Genomic DNA, 23626 nt, shown 5'->3' on the forward strand with positions numbered 1-23626 from the left:
ATAGTTCCGAGGTTGCAGTCGCAGTGGCGCAGGCGACCCTACCTCGCAGCAGAGGTCCAAAATCTGTCTGTTTTAAATATGATAAATTCACTCATCTTACATTGACATCGCCGACTGCGTTCTTTAGTTCCTCCTGGAAATGAAGCAGGGCGGTGGGTTTCCGTGCGGCCAGTGCTGAACACAGCCGGCCCGAAACATCGATTGTGACGAATGGCAGGAGATGCGAGCGGAGAGGTCTCGACTTCGAACGGCAAGGAAGGTTTCATCGCCAACCCGGCCTTCGACCTCGACAGACTGGTGGAAAAGAGCCCGTTCTCCTACTGCCGCGGCAAGCTCCTGCGAACATCCACGGGATCTGGATCCGTCATTCCCTGCAGCGATCTGCGGGAAGCGGCGACGCTGAACGATGTTATCTCCCGATATGCCAGCAAGTTTCCCGGCAGCGACCGGCGCGCCGTCGTGTCGATGTGGACGCTTTATTATTTCAGCATCCTTACCGTGGCGCCGTGTGTGCATCTCTTCGCTCACCGGATCGGATTGCCTTTGGGGCTCAGCCAGGTTTCGATAGTCTGCAACGAAGATACGGCCGAGCCTGAAGCCTTTCTGATGACGGCTGATACATTCACCGCGGCTGATCCGGGCGCCGAGCTTCACAATCTCTTGCTCGGGCATGTCGAGCCTCTTGTCGAAGCGATCGCAGCCCATGCTGTCGTGGCGCCGAAGCTTCTCTGGAACAACGTGGCCGCTTATCTTGCCTGGATACTCAAGGAAATCGCCTATAAGCACAGCCGCGAACGGGTCGAGGACGGTTTGGCGCTGCTTGATGAGCCGATCTGGCCGGACGGGCGCCGAAATCCCATGCATGGGATGATCCGCATCGCGCGGCAACAATGTGGACTGGAATTTTCGCGCCGGAAAATTTGCTGCCTTCGTTACAACCTTCCAGGTGTCGGCGGATGCGGTGAGGCTTGCCCGGTACCGGACGGCCGCCAGTAGGTCGGATCACACCGGCCTTAGAAGAGGCATCAGCAAAACCTCAGCTCCGCAGGGTGTGAAGGGCAGGCAGCACCTTTCCCCTGCATGAACCGAAGCCGATGGTGACATAGCCGTCACGGCGGGCGCGGGCGGTGAAAACAACTTCGTCACCGTCTTCCAGGAACAGCCGCTCTTCGCCCGAAGCGAGGCGGATCGGCGACTTGCCGCCTTCAGTCGCTTCCAGAAGGCTGCCGGCGGCTGCGAGATCCGGCCCTGATATCGTACCGGAACCGAGAAGATCGCCCGGCTGCAGATTGCAGCCGCCGCTCGCGTGATGAGTGATCATCTGGGCTACCGTCCAGTACATATGGCGGGTGTTCGACAGCGCGAGCCGATGCGGCGGGAGGCCTTTTCGAGACAGTCCTTCCGTCATGACAGCAACCTCCAGCTCCAGATCGATTGCCCCCTGACGCTGGTCCTGCTCATCGAACAAATAGGGCAGGGGTTGGGGGTCGCCTTCCTCTCTCGGTGTCTGGGCGATGCGGAAGGGTGCCAGCGCTTCGGGTGAGACCACCCAAGGTGAGATCGTCGAGGCGAAATTCTTGGCGAGGAAGGGGCCGAGCGGCTGATATTCCCAAGCCTGGATATCGCGCGCCGACCAGTCGTTGAGGAGACAGAAGCCTGCAATATGTTCGGCGGCGTCGCCGATCGCAATGGGCTCTCCAAGAGCATTGCCGGGCCCGACGAAAACGCCGATTTCCAGCTCGTAATCCAGTCTGCGGCTCGGCCCATAGGTCGGGGCCTCGGCATCGGGAGTTTTCGTCTGACCGTTCGGCCGGCGGATCGCCGTGCCCGAGGCAAGGATCGAAGAGGCGCGGCCATGATAACCGATCGGGACGTGCTTGTAGTTTGGCAGGAGCGGATTGTCGGGCCGGAAGAGCTGCCCGACATGCATTGCATGATGGATGCCGACATAGAAATCGGTGTAGTCGCCGATCCGAGCCGGCAGATGCATGGCGCAATCGGAGGATTGGTGGAGGCAGGCTTCGACCTGCGGCCGTTCGGAGGAATCGGCCGCAAGCAGGGCCGAAACGCGACGGCGGAGCGCTATGCGGGCAGATGTACCCAGCCCAAGGAACGCATTCAGCTCCGAAGCGGCCGCCGTCTCGGCCGCCTCTTGCGCCTCTCCTTGGAAAAGGTCCGATTGCAGCGCGAGGCCGATATCGAAAATCGCATCGCCGATAGCGATGCCGCCCCGGCGCTCGGCTCTGCCGCGGCTGAAGATACCGATCGGCAAGTTCTGGATCGGAAAATCGGGGTGACCGTTTGCCGTGGCCACGAAACTCCTAAGCTTCGGAGCGTGCGTTTCATCGAGAATGGACATATCGGCCTCAGCGCCTGTTCGGATCAAAATGTTTCGCAAGACTCTTGCCGTAGGCGGTGTAATCCTTCTGCAGGCAAGGTGTTTCGGCGGCAAAAGCGGTCACCCGCTGGGGAAAACGCGTCTCGAACATGAAGGCCATCGTGCCTTCCAGTCTGTGGGGCTTGAGCTCGACCTTGCTCGCCCTCTCGAAAGCATCCACGTCGGGCCCGTGCGGCAGCATGGTGTTGTGCAGCGAGGCGCCTCCGGGCACGAAGCCGCCACCGGTCTTGGCATCGTACTGGCCGTAGACGAGGCCCATGAACTCGCTCATGACGTTCATGTGGTACCACGGCGGGCGGAACGTGCTTTCGGCGACGAGCCAGCGGTCGGAAAAGAGCACGAAGTCGATATTCGCCGTCCCGGGCGTTTCGGAAGGCGAGGTCAGGACGGTGAAGATCGACGGGTCGGCATGGTCGTAAAGCACTGGACCGACCGGCGAATAACGTCGGAGATCGTATTTGTAGGGCGCGTAATTGCCATGCCAGGCGACTACATCGAGGGGCGAATGCTCAATCTCTGCGGCCCAGAGGCTGCCCCCCCATTTCACGAAAAGTCTCGACGGGGCGTCTCTATCCTCATAGGCCGCCACCGGCGTGAGAAAGTCGCGCGGGTTGGCCATGCAATTGGCACCGATCGGACCTCGTTCCGGCAGCGTGAACGCACCGCCGTAATTCTCACAGAGATAACCGCGAGCCGACGTGCCACGCAGTTCGACGCGGATCTTCACGCCACGCGGAATGACGGCAATTTCGCCGGGCTCGATGTCAATGATACCGAACTCCGTCCAAAGGCGCAGTTCTCCCTGCTGTTGCACGAACAGCATTTCCCCGTCGGCATTGTAGAAATACTCGTCCACCATGGAGCGGGTCACGAGATAGACGTGAGCGCCCATGCCGCCATGGGCACCGCTGTCGCCTGCCGTTGTCAGGGTGCGTATGCCCTCGATGAAGGATAGCGGTTCGGGCGGAAACGGAATGGGGTCCCAGCGAAGCGGGCCGACCGGCAGTTCCGCCTCGGGCGCCGGCGCTGTGCGCCAAAGACCCTGATCGATCTTCTCGAAGCTGCCCCAATGGGCCACGGTTGGCCGAATGCGATAAAGCCACGACCGTTCATTGGTGGTACGGGGCGCCGTGAAGGGTGAACCGGAGAGTTGTTCCGCATACAGCCCATAGGCGCATTTCTGCGGCGAGTTTCTGCCCAACGGCAGTGCGCCCACAAGCGCCTCGGTTTCGAAGCCGTTTCCGAAACCGGACATGTAATCGGCCTGGATCGCCGATTGTTCTGCACCCTTAGGGGCGGCGGAAGGCTGAATATTCATGGCGTGTCCTCCATCACGAAATTAGTTGCAAAAGTAACCATCGATTTTGTAACTATCAATGATGACAAAACTCGCCCTTGAGCATTTTCTTCCCTACAGGCTTGCCCGCATCGGGACGGTCGTCTCGCAGGAGTTCCGCGAGATCTACGGCCGCGACTATGACCTGACGATCCCGGAGTGGCGGGTTCTCGCAACGCTTGGCCAATTTGGAGAGATGGGCGCCAAAGCCATTGGCCGGCATTCGTTCATGCACAAGACCAAGGTCAGCCGGGCGGTGCGCGCTTTAGAAGAAAGGCGCTGGCTGAAGCGGCGGGAGAGCTTGGAGGATCGCCGCGAGGAAGTGCTTGCCCTGACGCCCCAGGGGCTCACAGCCTACGAAAATATCGTGCCGAGCGCGCTTGCCTACGAGGAGAAGCTGCTCTGCTCCCTGGGCATTCATGCCCAGGCACTTCTCGATGCCTTGGATGCCTTGGAGCGCGTGAAGAAGATGAATTAAGCCGCGGCCGCGTTACAGAGTCAGCCGAGTGGCAATCCTTGCTCGTCCTTGAGGCGCATCAGCACGATCTCCGAGCGAACCTGCGCCACCTGCGGATGCGGCAGCAGGGTCCGGTGGATGAAATCCGCAAAGGCAGCAAGGTCCCGCGCAAGGATGATGAGCACGTAGTCCGCATCCCCTGAGACGGAATAGGCTTGCCGAACCTCGTTGTGCCGGGACAGAAATTCTGCAAAGGACTCGGCGTTCTTCTCGCTATGGGTGGAAAGATTGACGCGGGTGATGGCCCGCAATCCAAACCCAAGCGCTTCAGGCGCCAACTGCGCCGAATAACCCGTAATGATGCCATCTGCCTCCATCCGGGCTCGCCGCCGTGAGCATTGCGAAGCCGAAAGGTTGACGATGCCGGCGATCTCCGCATTGGTCAGTGCGGCATTGCGCTGCAATGCATTGAGAATGGCCTTGTCAAACGTATCCAGGGAAGTTTCGTGCATGATACCCCTCGCAGATGCATAAATCGTGCAAAGGATGACCGGAGGCTCCTCATTTTGCAAGGACATTGCAGGCCGAAATCGGCAAGCTTTCTTCATCAAGCAATGGAGGAGAATTGCATGGGCCCGTTCCCGCACGACGCGCCGAAGGCGGAGATCAGCGCTGCCAATCCCGCAGGTACCGATGGATTCGAGTTCGTGGAATTTGCCCATCCTGAGCCGGAGAAGCTGGATACGCTCTTCCGGCAGATGGGCTTCACGCCGGTCGCCAGACATCGCGAAAAAGATGTCGTTCTCTACCGGCAAGGCGACATCAACTACCTGCTCAACCGCCAATCCGACAGCCATGCTTCGGCCTTTGTTGCCCAGCATGGCCCATGTGCACCCGCCATGGCTTGGCGCGTGGTCGATGCAAAGCACGCTCTCAAAAGAGCCGTCGATCTCGGAGCCACGGAATACACCGGCGAAGGCAAGTCGCTGGACGTACCGGCCGTCATCGGCATCGGCGGTTCGCTGCTCTACTTCGTCGAGACCTACGGTGATGATGGAAGCTGCTATTCCGCCGAATTCGAATGGCTTGGCGAGGAAAATCCGAAGCCGGAGGGGGTTGGCTTCTACTACCTCGATCACCTGACCCACAACGTCGTGCGTGGCAACATGGACACCTGGTACAAATTCTACCACGACACGTTCAATTTTCGAGAAATCCGCTATTTTGACATCGCCGGCAAGATGACCGGCCTGACGAGCCGGGCGCTGACGTCACCCGACGGCAAGATCCGGATTCCGATCAACGAAAGCTCCGATGATCGCAGCCAGATCGAGGAATATCTGCGCGAATACAAGGGCGAGGGCATTCAGCATATCGCCGTCGCCACCAACGATATTTACGCCAGCACGGATGCGGTCGCGGCTAATGGCCTCGAATTCATGCCGGGACCGCCGGACATCTACTATGAGAAGTCGAAGTCAAGGGTAAAGGATCACCAGGAGCCGCTCGATAAGCTCAAGCGGCGCGGCATCCTCATCGACGGCGAAGGTGTCGTGGGCGGCGGAGAGACGCGCGTCCTGCTCCAGATCTTTTCGAAAACCGTCATCGGCCCGATCTTCTTCGAGTTCATTCAGCGCAAGGGTGACGACGGCTTCGGCGAGGGCAACTTCAAGGCGCTCTTCGAATCGATCGAGGAAGACCAGATCCGGCGCGGGGTTCTGAAGGTCGATGCGGCCGAATGATCTTGGTTTTGGGTGCCGCGGCAGATGAGTGATGGGTGGCGCTCCTATTCGAGTGCGCCGGAGACCGGCGCGCTCGTCTGTGCTTCCTCCGAGATCGACGAGGGCGTCGCCCGCTGCCTATCAGTGCAGACGGAGAGAGGCATCTTTCCGCTTCTGCTGGTGCGGAAGTCCGGTCGCGTGCGGGCCTTCGTTAACGCCTGTCCGCACCAGTATCTTCCGCTCGACTACCGATCCGATTCTGTTCTTTCCGCCGACGGTGCGCGGTTCCTGTGTTCAGCGCACGGGGCCGCCTTCGATGTGACAACCGGTGCCTGCCTTTCCGGTGATGCGGCAGAGGGGCTCGATCCCGTGCCCATCGCGGAAGATGCGAATGGCAATTTGCGGATCGGAGCCTAGATTGAGGACTTCGTCACGAGATATATGAGGGTACGAATGACAGACGCCGTCCTTTATGATTACTGGCGTTCGTCGGCGAGCTACCGGCTGCGGATTGCGCTCAATATGCTGGCCGAACCCTTTGTCACGGTACCCATCGACCTGCTCGCAAAGGCCCACAGATCCGAAGAATATCTGCGGCGCAATCCGCAGGGACTGGTGCCGGTACTGGAGATCGACGGGCACAGCTTTACGCAGTCACTGGCGGTGATCGAATATCTGGATGAAACGCGCGGAGGAGCTTTCTTGCCTGACGATCCCGTCGGGCGGCAGCGGGTGAGGGCGCTCTCCTATATCATCGCCATGGAGATCCACCCCGTCTGCAATCTGCATGTCGTGGCGCATGTGATGTCTCTGACTGACGGTGCGGAGGAAACGCGAAAAGCCTGGATGCAGAAGTTCATCCATGAGGGGCTTGGCGCGTTCGAAACGTTGCTGGATTCGCCGTCGACCGGAGCGTTTTGCCATGGCGATCGACCGACCATGGCCGATATCTGCCTTGTGCCCCAGATCTACAACGCGCGACGATGGGACGTGGAGCTTTCCGGATTCCAAAAGGTTGTGGAAATTGCCGACCGTTGCGCGAAGTTGGCGCCTTTTATTGCAGCACATCCGGACAAGGCGGCGCGTTGACGATGGGCCAAGTCCCTTTCGAGGGGCTGCGTGAAGCACGGTATCATTCGATCTTGCCGGTGAAGATATAGCCGACGCCACGAACGGCCTTGATCAATTGAGGATTGCTGGCGTCTGCCTCGATCTTTCTGCGCAGCCGGACGATTTGTGCGTCGATGGTGCGATCAAATGCCTCAAGCTGACGCCCTCTGGTGGAATCCATTAGGAAATCCCGCGTCAGCACCCGCCCGGCATTCTGCAGGAAGGCTGCCAGCATGTCGAATTCGCCCGTCGTCAGATCGACTTCCGAAGCATCAGGCGCCAGAAGCTGCCGCCGGGAAAGATTGAGGCTCCATCCTTCGAAACGGATGATCTTGTCTTCGTTGGCTTCCGGCTTGGAGGTACCAGGCTGGCGGCGCCTGAGAATCGATTTCAGCCGCGCATGCACCTCGCGCAGATGAAAGGGCTTGGCGATATAATCGTCGGCTCCGATCTCGATGCCGATGATCCGGTCCACCACATCATCGCGTCCCGTCAGCATCATGATCGGCACATCCGAGTGGCTCCGAACCTCGCGAGCGAGATCAAGACCGTCCTGCCCGCCGGGAAGCGAAAGATCGAGCAGGATGATATCAATCTCTTTCTGCCGGAGTTGAACCTTCATTTCGGTGCCGTCGCCAGCCGTGCTTACGAGATATCCTTCATCCTCGAAATATCGGATGAGCATCTGACGGATCCGAGGGTCGTCGTCGACGACGAGGATGTGTGCGGCAGTGGATGAAAGCAGGGTCATGGGGTTGTTACAGTCTGTTACCAAATAGAACCATGTTTCACCGGGTTAGCATTCGCGTGTTACCCGGATTTGGTCAATTGAGCCCATCCGCAGATGGAGGCAGGGCCATGTTCGTTACCAGCAATCGCATTTATAAAGACGCGTTCGCAACAACAATTGACGATAGTGGCCCAAACTCCCTGCGCACGCTGTTCGCGAAGCAGCCGGCTGAACATCTGGCGCCCGGCCAAGCGCTGTTCTTCGAAGGCGATCAAGCAAAACATGTCTTCGATATGCTTGAAGGTACATTGCGAATCTATCGCATCATAGCGGATGGGCGTCGTGTCATCACGGGGTTCCTCGATGCGGGGGACATGGTTGGCGTTTCTTTGCGAGGAAATTATCTCTATAGCGCAGAGGCGATCACCTCTGCCAAGGTTCGCCGTCTCACCCGCAAGACATTCGACGCGGCCGTGTCGGATTCAGCAGAACTTCGGCCGCAGGTGCTGGCCCATGTTTGCGACGAAATGGCTGCTGCCCAAGATCAGATGGTTCTTCTGTCCAGCAAAAATGCCGAGGAAAGGGTCTGCACTTTCCTCCAGAAGCGGTTGAAACGATCCATTGCCGAGGGCGCAATGAAGCGGATTGTCGACTTGCCGATGACACGTCAGGACATGGCGGACTATCTGGGGCTTACGATCGAGACGGTTTCGCGTACAATCACGAAACTGGCCGGCAAGGGAATCGTGGCTGCCGCCGGGCGGCATTCGTTGCAGATTACAAAGCCCTCCGCCCTTGCGCATCTCGCCGGAGACGGCGATGAATACGAGGACAGCAGGCGGGATTTCGACGGTCATGGTGAACGTCGCCGCCACTAGCGGCACCGCTCACGGAAGAGAAATGATTTCGAATACGCATACCGACAGCACCACCGAAACCGAGCTCGATGCCGTCGCCCGCCTTCTCGATGATGCAAACCTCATCATTCACGGCCTGGATGGCGTCATCACCCGCTGGACCGCCGGATGTGCGAACCTCTATGGCTGGACGGCCGAGGAAGCGATCGGAAAAGTGGTGCAAGAGTTACTGGCCACGGAATTTCCAGAGCCTCTGGATTCGATTCGGCAGCAGGTTCTGGAGACGCAATCCTGGGAAGGTGAGGTCGTTCACCAGCACAAGAACGGCCAGCGTATCTTCGTGGCGACGCGTTGGGTTGCGCTCAACAGTGAACAGGCCGTCATCATCCAGACAAACAACGATGTGACGGACATGCGGAGGGTGCAGAACGATCTGGCGGGGCGAGAGGCGCATCTGCGCTCGATTCTCGACACCGTGCCCGAAGCTATGGTGGTGATCAACGAGGTTGGCATCATCTCCTCTTTCAGCGCGGCCGCGGAGAGACTTTTTGGCTATTCGGCGGATGAAGTCTGCGGGCGCAATGTCAAGATGCTGATGCCGTCGCCGGACAGGGAGGCTCATGATGGTTATCTCTCTCGATATCTCACCACGGGCGAACGCCGTATCATCGGTTATGGCCGAGTGGTCACGGGGCAACGGAAGGATGGGTCGGTATTTCCAATGGAACTTGCAGTAGGCGAGGCCCTTACAGGCGGCGAACGGATTTTCACAGGCTTCATCCGGGATCTCACCAGCCGTCACAAGATCGAGGAAGAGCTGCGGCAATCGCAGAAGATGGAGGCTATCGGCCAGCTTACCGGCGGGCTGGCGCACGACTTCAACAATCTGCTCACCGTCATCAGCGGTAATCTCGAGATGATCGAAAACAAGCTGGCCGACGAAAAACTACTCGTGCTGTTGCGCGAAGCGCAGGACGCCGCCGACGATGGTGCCAAGCTGACGGGACAGTTGCTGGCTTTCGGGCGACGCCAACCGCTCAACCCGAAGCTTGTCGACATTGGGCAGCTGGTAACCGGTTTCTCCGACCTTCTGCGCCGCACGCTCGGGGAAACGATCGAGTTCCGGACCGTCGTAACGGGTGCTTCCAACGAAGCCCTTGTCGATGCGTCGCAATTGCAGAACGCGCTTCTCAACCTCACGCTGAATGCGAGAGACGCAATGCCGAAGGGCGGAAAGCTGACCATCGAGATATCCCGGGTCAAGCTGGATGTCGATTATGCCCAGATGTATCCCCATGTGCGAACCGGCGATTATGTCCTGATTTCGGTGACCGATACCGGTATGGGCATGACCCCGGAGGTGAAGGAAAAAGCGTTCGAGCCGTTCTTCACGACCAAGGGTGTGGGGGCCGGCACTGGGCTTGGCCTCAGCATGGTCTACGGCTTCGCCAAGCAGTCGGGCGGCAACATCCAGCTCTACAGCGAGCCGGGTCAGGGCACGAGCGTCAGGATTTTCCTGCACGCCGCTCAGAAGGACGTAATAGCTGCTTCGAGCAATGAGGATGTGTCGCGCCCGGCGCCAATTCCGGGCGGTACGGAGAAAATTCTGGTGGTTGAGGACGACCCGCGCGTTCGCCGCGTCGCCATTTCCCGCCTGACCGATTTCGGCTACCAGGTGGTCGAAGCTGCAAACGGCAAGGAGGCGCTCGAACAGCTCGAACGCCATGACAATATCGCGTTGCTCTTTACCGATATCGTCATGCCGGGCGGGATCACTGGCGACGAACTCGCGCAAAGGGTAAGAGAGGAGCGGCCGAACATGAAAGTCCTGTTCACGTCCGGCTATGCCGAGCCCGCCATCGCCGGCCGCGAGCTTGCCCAATCCGGAAGCTGGCTCAAAAAGCCCTATACGGCGAGAGAGCTTGCAACGCGGCTGCGACAGCTTCTGGATTGAAAGAGGCGGTAAAGGGATGCCGTCTCACGTCGGCGGTCAGCAATCGAAAAGACCCAGGCGGTTCCGCCATTCCTGACGATAGGCGCCTAATCCCGGCAGAATGCCCTGATATCTCGTGGAGGGGGTTTCGGGGGGCGGGAGGGCTCCGGCCAGGAGTGCCGCGCCTTGGCTGGTGCCCGTTGATCCCGACAAGGCAGCAACCTCCCGCAACGTGAGTGAAGCAAGCGCCTGCAGATAGGCTTCGTTGGAGGCAAATGGGCCTTCGACCAGAATTGGTCCTTTTGCCCCGACAAGGCTCAGGCAGGTCTCGGTCATCAGTGCGAGATAAAGGCAGGCGGCGGCCCAGCGCTCGTCGTTCGACACCCCCTCGTCGTTGAGCCATTGTCGCTCGCGGCCAGGAAAAGGCCCGGATCCGGTGGTGATGTTCGGCAGCAGCATCAGGCCGTTTTCGATGATCCGAGGCATGGCGGCCAATGCCGCTCCCGGAGAGAGCTTGCCGAGCTCCGATGTTAGCATCTCGAATTCGCGGCCACCCATGAAACGGGACGAAGGGACGGCGCGTCCGTATGCATCCACGTTGGCGAGCGTGTCCCGCTCTGGGTCGAGGTGATCAAGATCGCCGCCGACGGCGAAATTGATTACCCAGGTGCCGGTCGAGACAACAGCGAAGGGCGGCTCGCGGCCGATCAGGTGCGGCAGCAGGGAAGCATTGGAATCGTGAATGCCGCAGTGGACGGGTATCTCTTCGTCGAGGCCGATCTCCCGCGCGACCTCAGGCAAAACCGGCCCGAGCATATCGAAGGCCGAATGCACCGGCGCCATCAGATCGCGGATGCCGAGTTCGTCCACCAACGAGGAAAAGGTTCCTTCGCGCGGGTTCCACAGGTCCGTATGGCAACCGAGCGACGTCATCTCGTTTGTCGCGATACCGGTCAGCCGGAAGGCCCAGTATTGGGGATAGGTGAGGATCCTGCTGACGCGGGCGAAGTCGTCCGCGAAAGTCGTCTTTTGGTAATGGAGCTGCGCCCCGACATTGAGCCCGCCGGAAAGGACGGGCGAGAAGGTTTCGGAAAAGGGCGGCCGGATTGCCGCATAGGCTGTTTGCACGTCTTGCGGATAGAGATGCTCGTAGTCGAGCGCTGGAAGAGCGAGATCCCCTTCCGCGTCAAGCAGCACTGCGGACGCTCCATGGGTGGTGATGGAGATCGCGTCGAAGCCAAGCGTCTCCGCAAACACCTTCAAGGCGTCCACCGCAAAATTCCAAAGCGCCTCGATATCGTAATGCGGATAGGGCGGGCCGGCGAGAACCCGGTTCGGCGTCCGCTTTTCGGCGATTTCCTTGCCCGTCGCGCAATCGAGCACGACGACTTTGGCATTGGTCTTGCCGATATCGAGAACGGCGATCCTTTCAGGCTTACTCATGGCAGATGGAAAACCGTCACCAGATCTTTGGCAACTGGAGAGTTGTCCGGGTTGGTCTCCATGATGTCGGCCATATGCGCCCACCACTTCTTCATGACGGGATGATCCGGCAGACTCGCCATCTTGTGGTTCTGCGGGCGGGTCAATACGCCGAAAAGGATGTTGGTCTCGGGGTCGAGGTGGATCGAGTAGTCGCTGACCCCCGCCTCGTGCAGCAGCCCTACCAGTTCCGGCCAGATCTCGTCGTGGCGGACACGGTATTCCGCTTCCATGCCGGGATGGAGCTTCATCTTGAAAGCGTATTTTTCCTGGCTCATCGGTTCATTTCCTTGATGCGGCGGGCAATGATCGGCACGGCAATCGTTATGATCAGCAAGAGGCCGACGAAGATCGACATGACAATGCCAGGAACGTTCAAGAGCCCCAGCCCGAAGGTGACGAGACCCATGACGAAGGCAGCAATGACGACGCCTGCGATCGTGCCCGCACCGCCGAGGATCGAGACGCCGCCGAGCACGACCATGGTGACCACTTCCAGTTCCCACCCTTGAGCGATCGAAGGGCGGGTCGAGCCGAGGCGCGAGGTGAGGCAGACGGCGGCGACGCCTGCCATCAGCCCGGTCAGGAGGAAGAGGATGAACTTCACGCGCTCCACCGGGATGCCGGAAAAGCGCGCCGCAAATTCATTGTTGCCGATCACATAGATCTGACGGCCGAAATTGGTGGCATGCAGGAGGATGGCGAAGGCTGTCGCCAGCCCGATGAACAGGACGAATTCGAAAGAGAAGACCCAGGCCACATAACCCTGACCGAAATAGGCGAAGCTTTCCGGATATTTGCCATAGGCCTGGTCGCCGAGCACGATATAGGAAATGCCGCGGAAGAGGCTCATCGTGCCGATGGTCACCACGATCGAGGGCAGGCGCAAGCCGGCGACGAGCAGGCCGTTGAATGCGCCGCAGAGAAGTCCGGTGCCGATGCCGATCGCCACCAGCCCGGGCGTGCCGATGCCCATCTGTGCCGCAGCGCCCATCGCGGTCGAGGCAAGCGCGATGATTGCTGCCACCGAAAGATCGATCTCCCCGGCGATCACGAGCAGCGCCATGGCAAAGGCGATCATCGCCTTTTCGGTGAAGTTGAAGGTTGCGTCGGAGAGGTTCCAGGCGTTGAGGAAGTAGGGCGAGGCGAAGGAATTGAAGATGAAGATCAAAACCGCGACGCCGAAGAGCAGCACTTCCCAGCTTGCGAGCATCCGTGAGGTTTTCGTTCCGAGCCGGTCGGGGATCACACGTTTCGTCGTTGCAACGTCGCTCATGCGGTGACCTCCGGAGCTGCGCGGTCGCGCAGGATGATGCGTCCGGCTTTCTTCTCAGCCCGGGCGTTGAAGACGACGGCGAGCACAATGACGATGCCCGAGATCGCCATCTGGGCAAAGGGCGATATGCCGATGACTGGAAGCGCGTTCTTGATGACGCCAAGGAAGAGCGCGCCGAGCACGGCACCCGCGACGGAGCCGATACCGCCGGCAATCGATATGCCGCCGATCACGCAGGCTGCGACCGTATCGAGTTCGAAACCGGCGGCGATATCCACATAGGCAACCGCATAACGCGATACCCAGAGATAGCTGGAGAGGCCAGCCAGTGCTCCCGACAGGACGAAAGCGAGAAAACGGGTCCAGCCTATGTCGATGCCGGCATAGACCGCTGCCGTGGGGTTGCCGCCAGATGCATAGGCGGCGCGGCCGAAGGGCAGGCGGGTCAGCACGAACCAAGCGCCAAGCACGATGACGATTGCGATCCAGGAGAGGATCGGCAGGCCAAGCACAGGCATCCGCGGGATATTGAGAAAGGAGGGCGTCATCTGATGGGCATTGACCCAGCCGCCGCCCGACAGCACAAAGGCCATGCCGCGATAGATGGTGAGCGTACCGAGCGTCACGACGATCGGCGGGATCTGCAGCGCCCAAACCAGGTAACCGTTGATGGCCCCCAGGAAGGCGCCGATGCCGATCGCCATCACGATCAGCAGCGCCAAAGGCAGGTCCGGATAGGCGGCATTGGTCATCGCCACGGCCATGCCGGTAAAGGCCAGGTTGGCGGCGACCGACAGATCGATCGACTTTGTCAGGATCACCGTCATTTGACCGAGCGCCAGGATGATCAGGATCGAGGTGTCGTTGAAGATATTGGCGAGGTTGCCCGGCGAGGCAAAGCCCGGTGCGCGGGTGGAAAAGCTGGCGACCATGATCGCAATGATGACGACCAGCAGGATCTCACGGCTTTTCAGGAGGCGGTTCATGGGCTTCTCCTACTGGTTGCCGGTTGCGGCGCGGACGAGAACTTCGGCGCTGAGCCGGTCACGTTCGAAGATACCGGCGGCCAAACCTTCGCGCATCACCATCACCCGGTCCGACATGCCGAGGATCTCGGGCAGTTCCGAGGAGACCATGATGATCGACAGGCCTTCCGCCGCTAGTTCGCTGATGAAGCCGTGCACGGCAGCCTTCGAACCGATATCGATCCCCTTGGTCGGCTCGTCGAGGATGATCACCTTCGGCCGGGTGGCAAGCCATTTGCCGATGACAACCTTCTGCTGATTGCCGCCCGAAAGGGTGCCGACCGGCACCGAAAGGGCGGCGGCACGCAGATCCAGCCGCTCGGCATATTTGCGGGCGAGCGCGAGTTCGTTGGCGGCCTTCAGGAAACCCGAGCGCGAGGTCTTCTTCAGAGACGGGAGCGACATGTTCTGAAAGATCGGCATGGGCAAGGCCAAGCCGTGGCGCCCGCGCTCCTCCGGCACATAGACGAGCCCGGCCCGGATTGCGTCGCTTGACGAGCGGATCTCGATCGGCTGTCCCTCGAGTGTCAGCCGCCCGGCTGAGGGCCGGGTAATGCCGAACAGCGACTGGCAGAGTTCGGAGCGTCCGGCGCCGATCAGCCCGTAGACGCCGAGGATTTCGCCGCGACGCAGCTCGAAGGAAATGTCGCGGAATTCGGTCGGGTGGCAGTAGTTCTCGACGCGCAATACCGGGGCACCGATATTAACCTCGGCCTTGGGAAAGACGTCCTTGACGTCGCGGCCGACCATCAGCCGGACGATTTCGTCCTGCGGGGTGGTCTTCAGCTTGCCCTGTCCGACCGCGCGGCCGTCGCGAAAAACCACGAAATTTTCGGCGATCTCGTAGACCTCGTCGAACTTGTGGCTGATGAAGAGGATCGCCTTGCCCTGGCGCTTCAGGCCTTCGACGATGCGGAAGAGATCGTCGATCTCTTTGCGGGAGAGGGCGGCGGTCGGCTCGTCCATGATGACGATACGCGCCTCGACGGACAGAGCCCGTGCGATCGCCACCAGATGCCGCTGGGCGATCGACAGATCACGCAGGCGGATCGTCGGATCGATCTCGCTTTCGAGCTGGTGCATGAGCGCTTTCGAGCGGCTGTTGATCTGCCGCCAGTCGATCGTGCCGAAACGGGTGCGCGGGGCATGCCCCAAAAAGATGTTCTCGCCGACAGTCAACTCGTCGAACAGGACCGTTTCCTGGTGGATCGCCGTGACGCCGGCGTCGATCGCGGCTTGCGCGCTGTGGAAAGCGATGGGCTGGCCGTCGATCAGGATCTCGCCCTCGTTCGGGCGATAGATGCCGGTCAGGATCTTGACAAGGGTAGATTTGCCGGCGCCGTTTTCACCGATCAGCGCCGTGACCTGGCCGGGATAGAGCTTGATGCTGACGCCATCCAAAGCTTTTACGCCGGGAAAGATCTGGCTGATGCCGCGCATTTCCAGGATCGGCGTTTCCGCGGCAAGCGGGGCCAAGTCGTTCGTTGGTGCGACAGCGTTCATCATCGATCAGCCAGTGAAATCCGAATAAAGTCCCGGCGGCCATTCGCGACCGCCGGAGGGGAGGTGTTCAAAGGATCAGAAGATCTTGGAGAACTCGTCGATGTTCTTGGCATTGTAGACGAACGGGTCGGCCATCGCGGCTTCGCCATTGTCGCCGACCTTGATCGAGCCCATGCGGCCAGCCTTGATCTCGGAGCCCGGCTTGCCGTCCGTATCACCCTTGACGATGTGGTAAGCAATCTGAGTCGCGGAATAACCGAGGTCGATCGGGTTCCAGATGGCGAATTCCTTCGTCGCGCCGGACTTGATGGCGCCCGCCATTTCGGACGGCAGGCCGAGGCCTGTTACGTAGACTTTACCGATCTGACCGGCATCCTTGACGGCCTGGGAAGCAGCGAGCACGCCGACGGTCGTCGGAGCGACGATGACCTTCACGTTCGGCTGCGATTTCAGGAGGCCCTGGGCTTCGCGATAGGACTTGTCGGCAAGGTCGTCGCCGTAAACGGTCGTGGCGAGGTTAAGGCCTGGAAAATCCTTGATCTGCTTCTTCATCTCGGCGATCCAGGTGTTCTGGTTCGTCGAGGTGGTGGTAGCCGAGAGAATCGCAAAGTCCCCCTTGCCGCCTTCCAGATGATTTGCCGCAAGCTGCAGGCAAATCTTGCCGATCAACTCGTTGGAAGACGGGTTCAGGTGCATGATGCGGCCTTCCTTGGCCACGCCGGAATCCCAGGAAATCACCTTGATGCCGCGCTGGGCGGCTTTTTTAAGCGCCGGAACAACGGCATCCGGATCATTGGCGGAAATGGCAATCGCATCCACCCCTTGAGCGATCAGCGAATTGATCACTTCGATCTGGCCTTCGGCCGTGGTGGTCGTCGGACCGGTGTAGATGACTTCGACGCCGCCGAGTTCCTTGGCGGCTTCCTGCGCGCCCTTGTTGGCAGCTTCGAAGAAGCCGTTGCCGAGCGATTTGACGACCAGTGCGATCTTCATGTCCGCGGCACTCGCCGCCGTCGTCATGGCGGCGAAGGCAATTGCCACGCCGAGGGCAAGTTTCTTGGCTAGTTTCATTGTCAGTCCTCCCAGTTGAAAAAGTTCACTTCCCTCCCGCCGGGCGCTCTCATGCGGCCGACGTGGAATCCTCCTCGGCCGGCGCCGCCGCAGCAGTGCCGGCTATGATCAGGTTGACGCCGGCGCCTTCGATCATTCGCGCGGCATCTTCGGATATGTCGTCATCCGTGATGACGGTGGTTACCCGCTCCAGCGGACAAAGTATGAGGCTCGAGCGACGCTGAAATTTGCTCGAATCCACCATCACGATCAGTTCTTCCGCCTGCTGCATCAGCTTCTGCTCGCTCTGGATCACCAGCGCGTCGGCTTCCATCACGCCCAGCGGCCCCACGCCTTGGGCACCGATAAAGATCCGCCGGGCATAGAAATTGCGGATGGCGTCGTTTTCGAAGGGCGACAGGATCAGGCTCTGCTCGCGGTAGATCGCGCCGCCCGGAACGGTCACCGTGCTCTTCGAATGTTTGACGAGGTGTTCGGCGATCGCAAAGGAGTTCGTCATGACCTGCAGGCGGCGCGCCGACATGAAGTGCACCATCTGGAAGGTGGTCGTGCCGCCATTGATGATGACGGAATCGCCTTCTTCACAGAGTTCCACCGCGCGGCGCGCGATTGCGCGTTTCTTGTCGATATTGACGGATTCGGAAACCCGGAACGAGCGGGCGGCAAGCTGGCCGATCTGCGGCGGATGCACCGCTTCGGCCCCGCCGCGCACGCGCCGGAGCTTGCCCTGAACATGAAGTGCGGCAATGTCACGTCGGATCGTCGCCTCGGATGCCTCGGTCAATTCGGCGATGTCCTGCACCGTGATGACGGGCTTTTCCTGAATCGCGCTCAAAATGATGCGATGGCGTTCACGTTCGTGCATGGGCTCCTCCTCGATCCCAATATTGCTGGAAAATTTACGTTGTCAATCATAAACGATCAAATTCGCTTTTATTGCGTTGCACAATGAATGTTTATGATCGTTTTTGATTGACAGGCGGCGTGGCAATGCGCGATATCCACGTTATGGGAGGTGGCGGCTGGTCTGTCGCCATGAACCAAAACACTTTGGGAGGAAAGCGATGTCGGGCCAAACCCGCCTTCTCGAAAACCGCTGGGAAGATTCCCACGCAGCCAAACTCGATGAGCCGGGCAAGCTGCTCTATCGCTCAAATCTCCTCGGCGCCGACAAGCGCATCACCAATTACGGCGGCGGCAATACCTCCGCCAAGGTGATGGAAACGGACCCGCTGAGCGGTGAAAAGGTCCGCGTCATGTGGGTCAAGGGCTCCGGCGGGGACGTCGGGACGATCAAGCTCGATGGTTTCGCGACGCTCTATCTCGACAAGCTGGAGGCACTGAAGGGGCTCTACAAGGGAGTGGAGGACGAAGACCGGATGGTCGGCTTCCTGCCGCATTGCACCTTCAACCTCAATCCGCGCGCTGCTTCGATCGATACGCCGCTGCATGGTTTCGTGCCCTATACGCATGTGGACCACATGCATCCGGATGCGATCATCGCGATCGCCGCGTCCAAAAATTCGAAGGAACTGACGAAACAGATCTTCGGCGACGCGATTGGCTGGCTGCCCTGGCGCCGCCCCGGCTTCCAGCTCGGTCTCGACCTCGAAGCCTTCGTCAAGGCTAATCCGGACGCCAAGGGCGTGGTGCTGGAAAGCCATGGCCTGTTCACATGGGCGAACGATGCCAAGGCCTGCTACGAACTGACGCTTGAAATCATCAACAAGGCAATCGAGTGGTTCGCGCAGCATACCGAGGGCAAGACGATCTTCGGCGGCGAGGTCCTGCAGAGCCTGCCGGCTCCGGAGCGTCGGTCGATCGCCGCAAAGCTCATGCCGGAAATCCGCGGCCGTATCGGCAAGGCGGAGCGCAAGCTCGGTCATTTCGACGATCAGGACGCGGTGCTGGAATTCGTCAACTCGAAGAACCTGAAGCCGCTCGGTGTCCTTGGAACGTCCTGCCCGGACCACTTTTTGCGCACCAAGATCCGCCCGCTGATCCTCGACTTCGATCCGGCCAAGCCGGACGTGGACGGCGTCATCGCGGCGCTGGACAAGGCGCTGGAAAACTATCGTGCCGACTACTCCCGCTACTACGAAACCTGCAAGCACGACAATTCGCCCAAAATCCGCGACCCCAACCCGGTCATCTTCCTCGTCCCCGGCGTTGGTATGCTGTCCTTTGCCCGCGACAAGGCGACCGCCCGCATCGCCGGCGAATTCTATGTGAATGCGATCAACGTGATGCGTGGGGCGTCCACCGTTTCCGAATACCAGGGCCTGCCGGAACAGGAGGCCTTCGATATCGAGTACTGGCTGCTTGAAGAAGCGAAGCTGCAGCGCATGCCGAAGCCGAAGAGCCTTGCCGGTCAGGTGGCGTTCGTCACGGGCGGTGCCGGCGGTATCGGTCGTGCGACCGCGGCGCGGTTGATGGGTGAGGGCGCCTGCGTGGTGCTGGCCGATATTGACGGCGGAGCGCTCGACGCAACGAAAGCCGATTTCGAGAAATCTTTCGGCAAGGACGCCGTGCGCGGCGTGGTGCTTGATGTCACCAAGGAAGATGCCGTCGTTACCGCCTTTGCGGAAGCCTGCGTCGAGTTCGGCGGCGTCGACATCCTCGTCTCGAATGCCGGGATCGCCTCTTCGGCGCCGGTCGAGGACACCACCCTTGCGATGTGGAACAAGAATATCGACATCCTGGCGACGGGTTATTTCCTCGTGTCGCGCGAGGCGTTCCGGCTGTTCCGTCGCCAGAAGCTCGGCGGCAACGTCGTGTTCGTCGCATCGAAGAATGGACTTGCCTCTTCGCCGAACGCATCGGCCTATTGCACCGCCAAGGCTGCCGAAATTCATCTCGCGCGCTGCCTGGCGCTCGAGGGAGCCGACGCCGGCATTCGGGTCAACACGGTCAATCCGGATGCGGTGCTGCGCGGCTCGAAAATCTGGAACGGCGAATGGCGCGAGCAGCGGGCGGCTTCCTCGAAGATCGAGGTTTCCGATCTGGAGGAACATTACCGCAAGCGCTCGATGCTGAAGCTCAACGTCTTCCCGGAAGACATCGCCGAGGCAATCTATTTCCTCGCTTCGGATGCGTCCGCCAAGTCGACCGGCAATATCATCAATGTGGATGCCGGTAACGCGCAGAGTTTTACGCGCTAACAGCTTGTCCGCCCGCTTCCGGCTCTCCCAAGGCCGGCGGCGGGTGGACGCTTCGGTTGCATCAGGGAGGAGATCGTCATGACAGATCTGAAGATTGCCGGCGACGTTGTCGCTGCTGAAAATGAAAAGCGGACACCAGCGCTCCAGTCCGACTACCAGGCGCTTGGCGAGAACCTGTCACGCCGCGGCATCGATATCGACGCGATCACCCGAAAGGTATCCGAATTTTTCGTCGCGGTCCCTTCCTGGGGCGTCGGCACCGGGGGAACACGTTTTGCCCGCTTTCCGGGGCAGGGCGAACCGCGGGGCATCTTCGACAAGCTGGATGATTGCGCTGTCATCCATCAGTTGACCCAGGCAACGCCGACCGTTTCGCTGCACATCCCCTGGGACAAGGCGGATGCGAAGGAATTGAAAGCCAAGGGTGACGCGTTGGGGCTCGGCTTCGACTCGATGAATTCCAACACCTTTTCCGACGCACCCGGCCAGGCCCAGTCCTATAAATACGGCTCGCTCAGCCACACTAATGCCGCGACGCGCAGCCAAGCGATCGAGCATAATCTCGAATGTATCGAGATTGGCAAGGCGGTCGGCTCCAAGGCGCTGACCGTCTGGATCGGCGACGGCTCAAATTTCCCGGGGCAAAGTAACTTCACCAAGAGTTTCGAGCGCTATCTTGCCGCCATGGCGGAAATCTACAAGGCCCTGCCGGATGACTGGCGGCTGTTTTCCGAACACAAGATGTACGAGCCGGCGTTTTATTCGACGGTGGTGCAGGACTGGGGCACCAACTACGTGATCGCCAACACGCTCGGTCCGAAGGCCTTTTGCCTCGTCGATCTCGGTCACCACGCGCCGAATACCAATATCGAGATGATCGTCGCCCGCCTCATCCAATTCGGCAAGCTCGGCGGCTTCCATTTCAACGACTCGAAATATGGCGATGACGACCTCGACGCCGGTGCAATCGAGCCCTACCGGCTGTTCCTCGTCTTCAATGAACTGGTCGACGCCGAACACCGCGGCGTTAAGGGTTTCCACCCGGCCCATATGATCGATCAGTCACACAACGTCACCGATCCGATTGAAAGTCTGATCTCCAGCGCCAACGAAATCCGCCGGGCTTATGCGCAGGCCTTGTTGGTCGATCGCGCAGCTCTGGATGACTATCAGCAGGAGAACGATGCGCTAATGGCGTCGGAAACACTAAAGCGCGCCTACAGGACCGATGTTGAGCCGATTCTCGCCGAGGCTCGCCGGCGTGCGGGAGGGGCGGTCGATCCGGTAGCCACTTATCGTGCCAGCGGTTACCGCAAAAAGGTCGCGCTGGAACGGCCGGCCTCGGCTGCAGGCGGTGGCGGGATCATCTGAAGCCAATCCCAAGCTGACTCGACCTGGCGCCGCTCGTCGCTACAGGCCAAAAGGATAGGTTTCCGGGACGCCCTCGTGCTTTTCGACGAGTCCGAGCGGCGTAACCGGCGTCGTTGTGTCGAACCACACGAAAGCGTCGAACTGTTGCGGCAGCGATGCGTACATATAGTGGCTCAGGCGTTCGGTTTCCGGCCGGTAGATCACGCCGATGAAACGTTCGAGCCGCGGCTCCAACAATTGCTGCCGCACTTCGGGGTGTTTCGGCATATCGAGCAGAAAGCGCTTGTGCCGCGTCATATGGAATAGGCTCTCATAACTGTCCTCCAACGTGGGGCGGATGGTTTTTATCTCCATATCCCCATCCCAGTCGGTTGCGGCGACCACGTCTCCTTCATGGGTGCCGAAGCCGATGAGAGCAGCAGCAGCGCCAAAGCGCTGGCGGCAGAGCTGGCCGATATTCACTTCTTCTCTGGATGTTCCCATGTCCGTATGCCGCGCATCGCCGATGTGGGAGTTATGAGCCCAGACGACAGCCTTCGATTGCGAGCCGTGCGCCTCCAGCAGTTGCTGGAGCGCCTCGAACATATGGGTGTCACGCAGGTTCCAGGAGTCCGCACCGCCATAATACATGATCCGGTAGTAGCGTTCGGCGGAAGCAATCAGGCGCGCATTCTGGGCTGCGTCAAGGAGGTCATCACCATCTTCGCCGGCTCGTTGGAGCTGACGTTCGAGTAATTCCCTGCACTGGGCGACCACCGCCTTCTCGCATTTGTCGTAACCCTCGATCAGCACCGCGCGGCCATAGGTGGAAGGGTCGTTCTGCCAAGGCGTCAGGCATCCGTAACGTTCTCTCGCCACCCTCGCGGCCTTTGGATCCGTGCGGTCGAGATAGGCAAGCACGGCCGCGATTGAGCCGCTCATATTATAGATGTCGAGACCGTAGAAGCCGACCCGGTTGCGCTGATCCGGCACAGCGGCGTTGTATCTGTGCAGCCAGCCGATAAAGTCCGCGACTTCAAGGTTGCGCCACATCCATGTCGGGAAGCGCTGGAACGCAACCTCGCCGGACCTTCCGGGCCTGTGCCGGACATAACGGTCGATCGCGGCGGCATCAGGCCAGTCTGCCTCGACGGCGACGATCGTAAAACCGTGATGTTCGATGAGGCGGCGAGTGATCGCGGCGCGGGCGCGATAGAATTCCGATGTGCCGTGCGTCCGAGATCAATTCAGGAAGCGGTTTTGGGACACGCCTCGATTTCTCATACGCGTCGCGCCATCCATATTGGCCCACGAGCGGGACGAAGCGAACGCCTCCCAAATCCTCTTCTTCGAAGGTCGCAGCGCTTGTCCGCGTCACGCGGACCAGCCGTTGAGCGCCTTCCGAACCGATGGGCATGATCAGGTGGCCTCCTATTTCGAGCTGCTCCTTGAGTGCCGGCGGCACAGATGGCCCGCCGGCTGCCACAAGAATTGCGTCGAACGGCGCGGCTTCCGGCCAGCCTTTGGTCCCGTCATCCACCCTGGTTGCGATGTTGCCGAACCCCAGGCGGCGGAACCGGCGTCTGGCCTGTTCTCCAAGGCTCGGATATCGCTCGATGGTGTAAACTTGATCGGCGATGCGGGGCTGAGAACAGCCGCGGCATAACCCGAGCCAGTGCCGACCTCCAGCACGACATCGCCTCGCCCGATCTTTGCCCGTTCTATCATCAACGCAACGATATAGGGTTGCGAGATGGTTTGCCCTTCGCCGATCGCAAGGGGTGTGTCCTCGTAGGCGAACTCTTCGAACCCGCTCTCGACGAATGCCTCGCGCGGCACCTCGCGGAAAGCCCGGAGCAGCTCAGGGTTCCTGAGGCCCCGACGTGCTATCTGCGCCTCTATCATGCGCTCACGAGCGTATTCGAAGTCCTGCATGGCGTTCGTCCCGCAAACTTCACCCCGTTGCGGGCTAAACTATGGTAACGGCAAGTGGTTTCAAGAAATGCCGTCGCCGGATTGACAAAAAATCGCCCGGTTTGCTTCCTTCAACTCAGGTGGCCGTTCCGCTGTCCGCAGGTGCGGAAACGAGGGCATGCGAAGCGGCACGATTTCTGATGCTGCAAACTGTGTCTATGACGGCTTCCATCCGATAGAATCATTAACCAGGAACGAAAAATGGGGGCAAGTTTAATCTCTCGTTGATTAAGGTGATCTAA

At 60.0% G+C, this 23626-nt stretch carries 20 protein-coding genes and 1 pseudogene; 9 read left to right on the plus strand and 12 right to left on the minus strand.

Annotated elements, in window-relative coordinates; translation table 11 throughout:
* The first annotated feature begins 210 nt into the window (after positions 1 to 210).
* Positions 211 to 996 carry a siderophore-iron reductase FhuF gene (fhuF, locus tag EDE05_RS07745; protein WP_134100638.1) on the plus strand — a complete coding sequence of 262 codons (786 nt, stop codon included), beginning with the start codon at positions 211 to 213 and terminating at the stop codon, positions 994 to 996.
* Between the two features lie 40 nt (positions 997 to 1036).
* On the opposite strand, the gene fahA is transcribed toward fhuF, so the two are convergent.
* Together fahA and hmgA are read right to left on the minus strand one after the other, a co-directional pair.
* Positions 1037 to 2359 carry a fumarylacetoacetase gene (fahA, locus tag EDE05_RS07750; protein ID WP_132409491.1) on the minus strand — a complete coding sequence of 441 codons (1323 nt, stop codon included), beginning with the start codon at positions 2357 to 2359 and terminating at the stop codon, positions 1037 to 1039.
* 7 nt (positions 2360 to 2366) lie between these two features.
* On the minus strand, positions 2367 to 3716 hold the full coding sequence (gene hmgA, locus EDE05_RS07755) for a homogentisate 1,2-dioxygenase (protein WP_105372795.1): 1350 nt from the start codon (positions 3714 to 3716) through the stop codon (positions 2367 to 2369).
* Between the two features lie 58 nt (positions 3717 to 3774).
* On the opposite strand from hmgA, the gene EDE05_RS07760 reads away from it, so the two are divergent.
* Positions 3775 to 4212: a MarR family transcriptional regulator gene (locus EDE05_RS07760; protein WP_342588633.1), complete on the plus strand. Its 438-nt coding sequence runs from the start codon at positions 3775 to 3777 to the stop codon at positions 4210 to 4212.
* 20 nt (positions 4213 to 4232) lie between these two features.
* On the opposite strand, the gene EDE05_RS07765 is transcribed toward EDE05_RS07760, so the two are convergent.
* The gene (locus EDE05_RS07765) at positions 4233 to 4703 is read right to left on the minus strand and encodes an Lrp/AsnC family transcriptional regulator (RefSeq protein ID WP_105372913.1); all 471 of its coding nucleotides are present in this window, start codon (positions 4701 to 4703) and stop codon (positions 4233 to 4235) included.
* 117 nt (positions 4704 to 4820) lie between these two features.
* On the opposite strand from EDE05_RS07765, the gene hppD reads away from it, so the two are divergent.
* The 3 genes from hppD to maiA are packed head-to-tail and all read left to right on the plus strand — an operon-like array spanning position 4821 to position 7001.
* Positions 4821 to 5933: a 4-hydroxyphenylpyruvate dioxygenase gene (gene hppD, locus EDE05_RS07770; protein ID WP_105372794.1), complete on the plus strand. Its 1113-nt coding sequence runs from the start codon at positions 4821 to 4823 to the stop codon at positions 5931 to 5933.
* Positions 5934 to 5957: 24 nt separating this feature from the next.
* Complete coding sequence (locus tag EDE05_RS07775) at positions 5958 to 6329, plus strand: Rieske 2Fe-2S domain-containing protein (RefSeq protein ID WP_105372912.1); 372 nt, start codon at positions 5958 to 5960, stop codon at positions 6327 to 6329.
* A gap of 36 nt (positions 6330 to 6365) precedes the next feature.
* Positions 6366 to 7001, plus strand: coding sequence for a maleylacetoacetate isomerase (gene maiA, locus EDE05_RS07780; protein WP_105372793.1), 636 nt, complete (start codon positions 6366 to 6368; stop codon positions 6999 to 7001).
* Positions 7002 to 7044: 43 nt separating this feature from the next.
* Here the strand turns inward: maiA and EDE05_RS07785 are convergent, their stop codons facing one another.
* On the minus strand, positions 7045 to 7773 hold the full coding sequence (locus EDE05_RS07785) for a response regulator (protein WP_105372792.1): 729 nt from the start codon (positions 7771 to 7773) through the stop codon (positions 7045 to 7047).
* A gap of 107 nt (positions 7774 to 7880) precedes the next feature.
* On the opposite strand from EDE05_RS07785, the gene EDE05_RS07790 reads away from it, so the two are divergent.
* Positions 7881 to 8630: a helix-turn-helix domain-containing protein gene (locus tag EDE05_RS07790; protein WP_134100641.1), complete on the plus strand. Its 750-nt coding sequence runs from the start codon at positions 7881 to 7883 to the stop codon at positions 8628 to 8630.
* 22 nt (positions 8631 to 8652) lie between these two features.
* Entirely contained in the window at positions 8653 to 10563 is a 1911-nt protein-coding gene (locus tag EDE05_RS07795; protein WP_105372790.1) for a PAS domain-containing sensor histidine kinase, read from the plus strand.
* Positions 10564 to 10599: 36 nt separating this feature from the next.
* On the opposite strand, the gene EDE05_RS07800 is transcribed toward EDE05_RS07795, so the two are convergent.
* The 7 genes from EDE05_RS07800 to EDE05_RS07830 form a co-directional block, all read right to left on the minus strand.
* On the minus strand, positions 10600 to 11985 hold the full coding sequence (locus EDE05_RS07800; protein WP_132409489.1) for an FGGY-family carbohydrate kinase: 1386 nt from the start codon (positions 11983 to 11985) through the stop codon (positions 10600 to 10602).
* On the minus strand, positions 11982 to 12302 hold the full coding sequence (gene rhaM, locus EDE05_RS07805; protein ID WP_132409487.1) for an L-rhamnose mutarotase: 321 nt from the start codon (positions 12300 to 12302) through the stop codon (positions 11982 to 11984). Before rhaM ends, EDE05_RS07800 begins: the two co-directional genes overlap by 4 nt.
* Positions 12299 to 13300 carry an ABC transporter permease gene (locus tag EDE05_RS07810; RefSeq protein WP_105371341.1) on the minus strand — a complete coding sequence of 334 codons (1002 nt, stop codon included), beginning with the start codon at positions 13298 to 13300 and terminating at the stop codon, positions 12299 to 12301. Before EDE05_RS07810 ends, rhaM begins: the two co-directional genes overlap by 4 nt.
* Positions 13297 to 14286: an ABC transporter permease gene (locus EDE05_RS07815; RefSeq protein WP_105371342.1), complete on the minus strand. Its 990-nt coding sequence runs from the start codon at positions 14284 to 14286 to the stop codon at positions 13297 to 13299. Before EDE05_RS07815 ends, EDE05_RS07810 begins: the two co-directional genes overlap by 4 nt.
* 9 nt (positions 14287 to 14295) lie before the next feature.
* Positions 14296 to 15831, minus strand: a complete 1536-nt coding sequence (locus EDE05_RS07820) for a sugar ABC transporter ATP-binding protein (protein ID WP_105371343.1) — start codon at positions 15829 to 15831, stop codon at positions 14296 to 14298.
* Positions 15832 to 15903: 72 nt separating this feature from the next.
* The gene (gene rhaS / locus EDE05_RS07825; protein ID WP_134100644.1) at positions 15904 to 16899 is read right to left on the minus strand and encodes a rhamnose ABC transporter substrate-binding protein; all 996 of its coding nucleotides are present in this window, start codon (positions 16897 to 16899) and stop codon (positions 15904 to 15906) included.
* Positions 16900 to 16948: 49 nt separating this feature from the next.
* Positions 16949 to 17764, minus strand: coding sequence for a DeoR/GlpR family DNA-binding transcription regulator (locus EDE05_RS07830; protein ID WP_105371345.1), 816 nt, complete (start codon positions 17762 to 17764; stop codon positions 16949 to 16951).
* A gap of 199 nt (positions 17765 to 17963) precedes the next feature.
* Between EDE05_RS07830 and EDE05_RS07835 the strand changes: the two genes are divergently transcribed.
* Positions 17964 to 20060: a bifunctional rhamnulose-1-phosphate aldolase/short-chain dehydrogenase gene (locus EDE05_RS07835; RefSeq protein WP_105371346.1), complete on the plus strand. Its 2097-nt coding sequence runs from the start codon at positions 17964 to 17966 to the stop codon at positions 20058 to 20060.
* A 78-nt stretch (positions 20061 to 20138) separates the two neighbouring features.
* The gene (gene rhaI / locus EDE05_RS07840; RefSeq protein ID WP_105371347.1) at positions 20139 to 21431 is read left to right on the plus strand and encodes an L-rhamnose catabolism isomerase; all 1293 of its coding nucleotides are present in this window, start codon (positions 20139 to 20141) and stop codon (positions 21429 to 21431) included.
* 39 nt (positions 21432 to 21470) lie between these two features.
* Here the strand turns inward: rhaI and EDE05_RS07845 are convergent.
* A pseudogene (locus tag EDE05_RS07845) lies at positions 21471 to 23345 on the minus strand (protein-L-isoaspartate(D-aspartate) O-methyltransferase).
* Between the last annotated feature and the right edge of the window lie 281 nt (positions 23346 to 23626).

This window comes from Neorhizobium sp. R1-B (assembly GCF_004368875.1).
Taxonomy (GTDB): domain Bacteria; phylum Pseudomonadota; class Alphaproteobacteria; order Rhizobiales; family Rhizobiaceae; genus Neorhizobium; species Neorhizobium huautlense.

Bases quoted from the DNA above. Each gene is read 5' to 3' on its own strand.
- fhuF (WP_134100638.1), top strand. From the start codon at position 211: ATGGCAGGAGATGCGAGCGGAGAGGTCTCGACTTCGAACGGCAAGGAA.
- EDE05_RS07835 (WP_105371346.1), top strand. From the start codon at position 17,964: ATGTCGGGCCAAACCCGCCTTCTCGAAAACCGCTGGGAAGATTCCCAC.
- EDE05_RS07800 (WP_132409489.1), bottom strand. From the start codon at position 11,985: ATGAGTAAGCCTGAAAGGATCGCCGTTCTCGATATCGGCAAGACCAAT.
- EDE05_RS07810 (WP_105371341.1), bottom strand. From the start codon at position 13,300: ATGAGCGACGTTGCAACGACGAAACGTGTGATCCCCGACCGGCTCGGA.
- EDE05_RS07785 (WP_105372792.1), bottom strand. From the start codon at position 7,773: ATGACCCTGCTTTCATCCACTGCCGCACACATCCTCGTCGTCGACGAC.
- rhaS (WP_134100644.1), bottom strand. From the start codon at position 16,899: ATGAAACTAGCCAAGAAACTTGCCCTCGGCGTGGCAATTGCCTTCGCC.
- EDE05_RS07790 (WP_134100641.1), top strand. From the start codon at position 7,881: ATGTTCGTTACCAGCAATCGCATTTATAAAGACGCGTTCGCAACAACA.
- EDE05_RS07765 (WP_105372913.1), bottom strand. From the start codon at position 4,703: ATGCACGAAACTTCCCTGGATACGTTTGACAAGGCCATTCTCAATGCA.
- rhaI (WP_105371347.1), top strand. From the start codon at position 20,139: ATGACAGATCTGAAGATTGCCGGCGACGTTGTCGCTGCTGAAAATGAA.
- hppD (WP_105372794.1), top strand. From the start codon at position 4,821: ATGGGCCCGTTCCCGCACGACGCGCCGAAGGCGGAGATCAGCGCTGCC.
- fahA (WP_132409491.1), bottom strand. From the start codon at position 2,359: ATGTCCATTCTCGATGAAACGCACGCTCCGAAGCTTAGGAGTTTCGTG.
- EDE05_RS07760 (WP_342588633.1), top strand. From the start codon at position 3,775: ATGATGACAAAACTCGCCCTTGAGCATTTTCTTCCCTACAGGCTTGCC.
- EDE05_RS07830 (WP_105371345.1), bottom strand. From the start codon at position 17,764: ATGCACGAACGTGAACGCCATCGCATCATTTTGAGCGCGATTCAGGAA.
- EDE05_RS07795 (WP_105372790.1), top strand. From the start codon at position 8,653: ATGATTTCGAATACGCATACCGACAGCACCACCGAAACCGAGCTCGAT.
- hmgA (WP_105372795.1), bottom strand. From the start codon at position 3,716: ATGAATATTCAGCCTTCCGCCGCCCCTAAGGGTGCAGAACAATCGGCG.
- rhaM (WP_132409487.1), bottom strand. From the start codon at position 12,302: ATGAGCCAGGAAAAATACGCTTTCAAGATGAAGCTCCATCCCGGCATG.
- maiA (WP_105372793.1), top strand. From the start codon at position 6,366: ATGACAGACGCCGTCCTTTATGATTACTGGCGTTCGTCGGCGAGCTAC.
- EDE05_RS07775 (WP_105372912.1), top strand. From the start codon at position 5,958: ATGAGTGATGGGTGGCGCTCCTATTCGAGTGCGCCGGAGACCGGCGCG.
- EDE05_RS07820 (WP_105371343.1), bottom strand. From the start codon at position 15,831: ATGATGAACGCTGTCGCACCAACGAACGACTTGGCCCCGCTTGCCGCG.
- EDE05_RS07815 (WP_105371342.1), bottom strand. From the start codon at position 14,286: ATGAACCGCCTCCTGAAAAGCCGTGAGATCCTGCTGGTCGTCATCATT.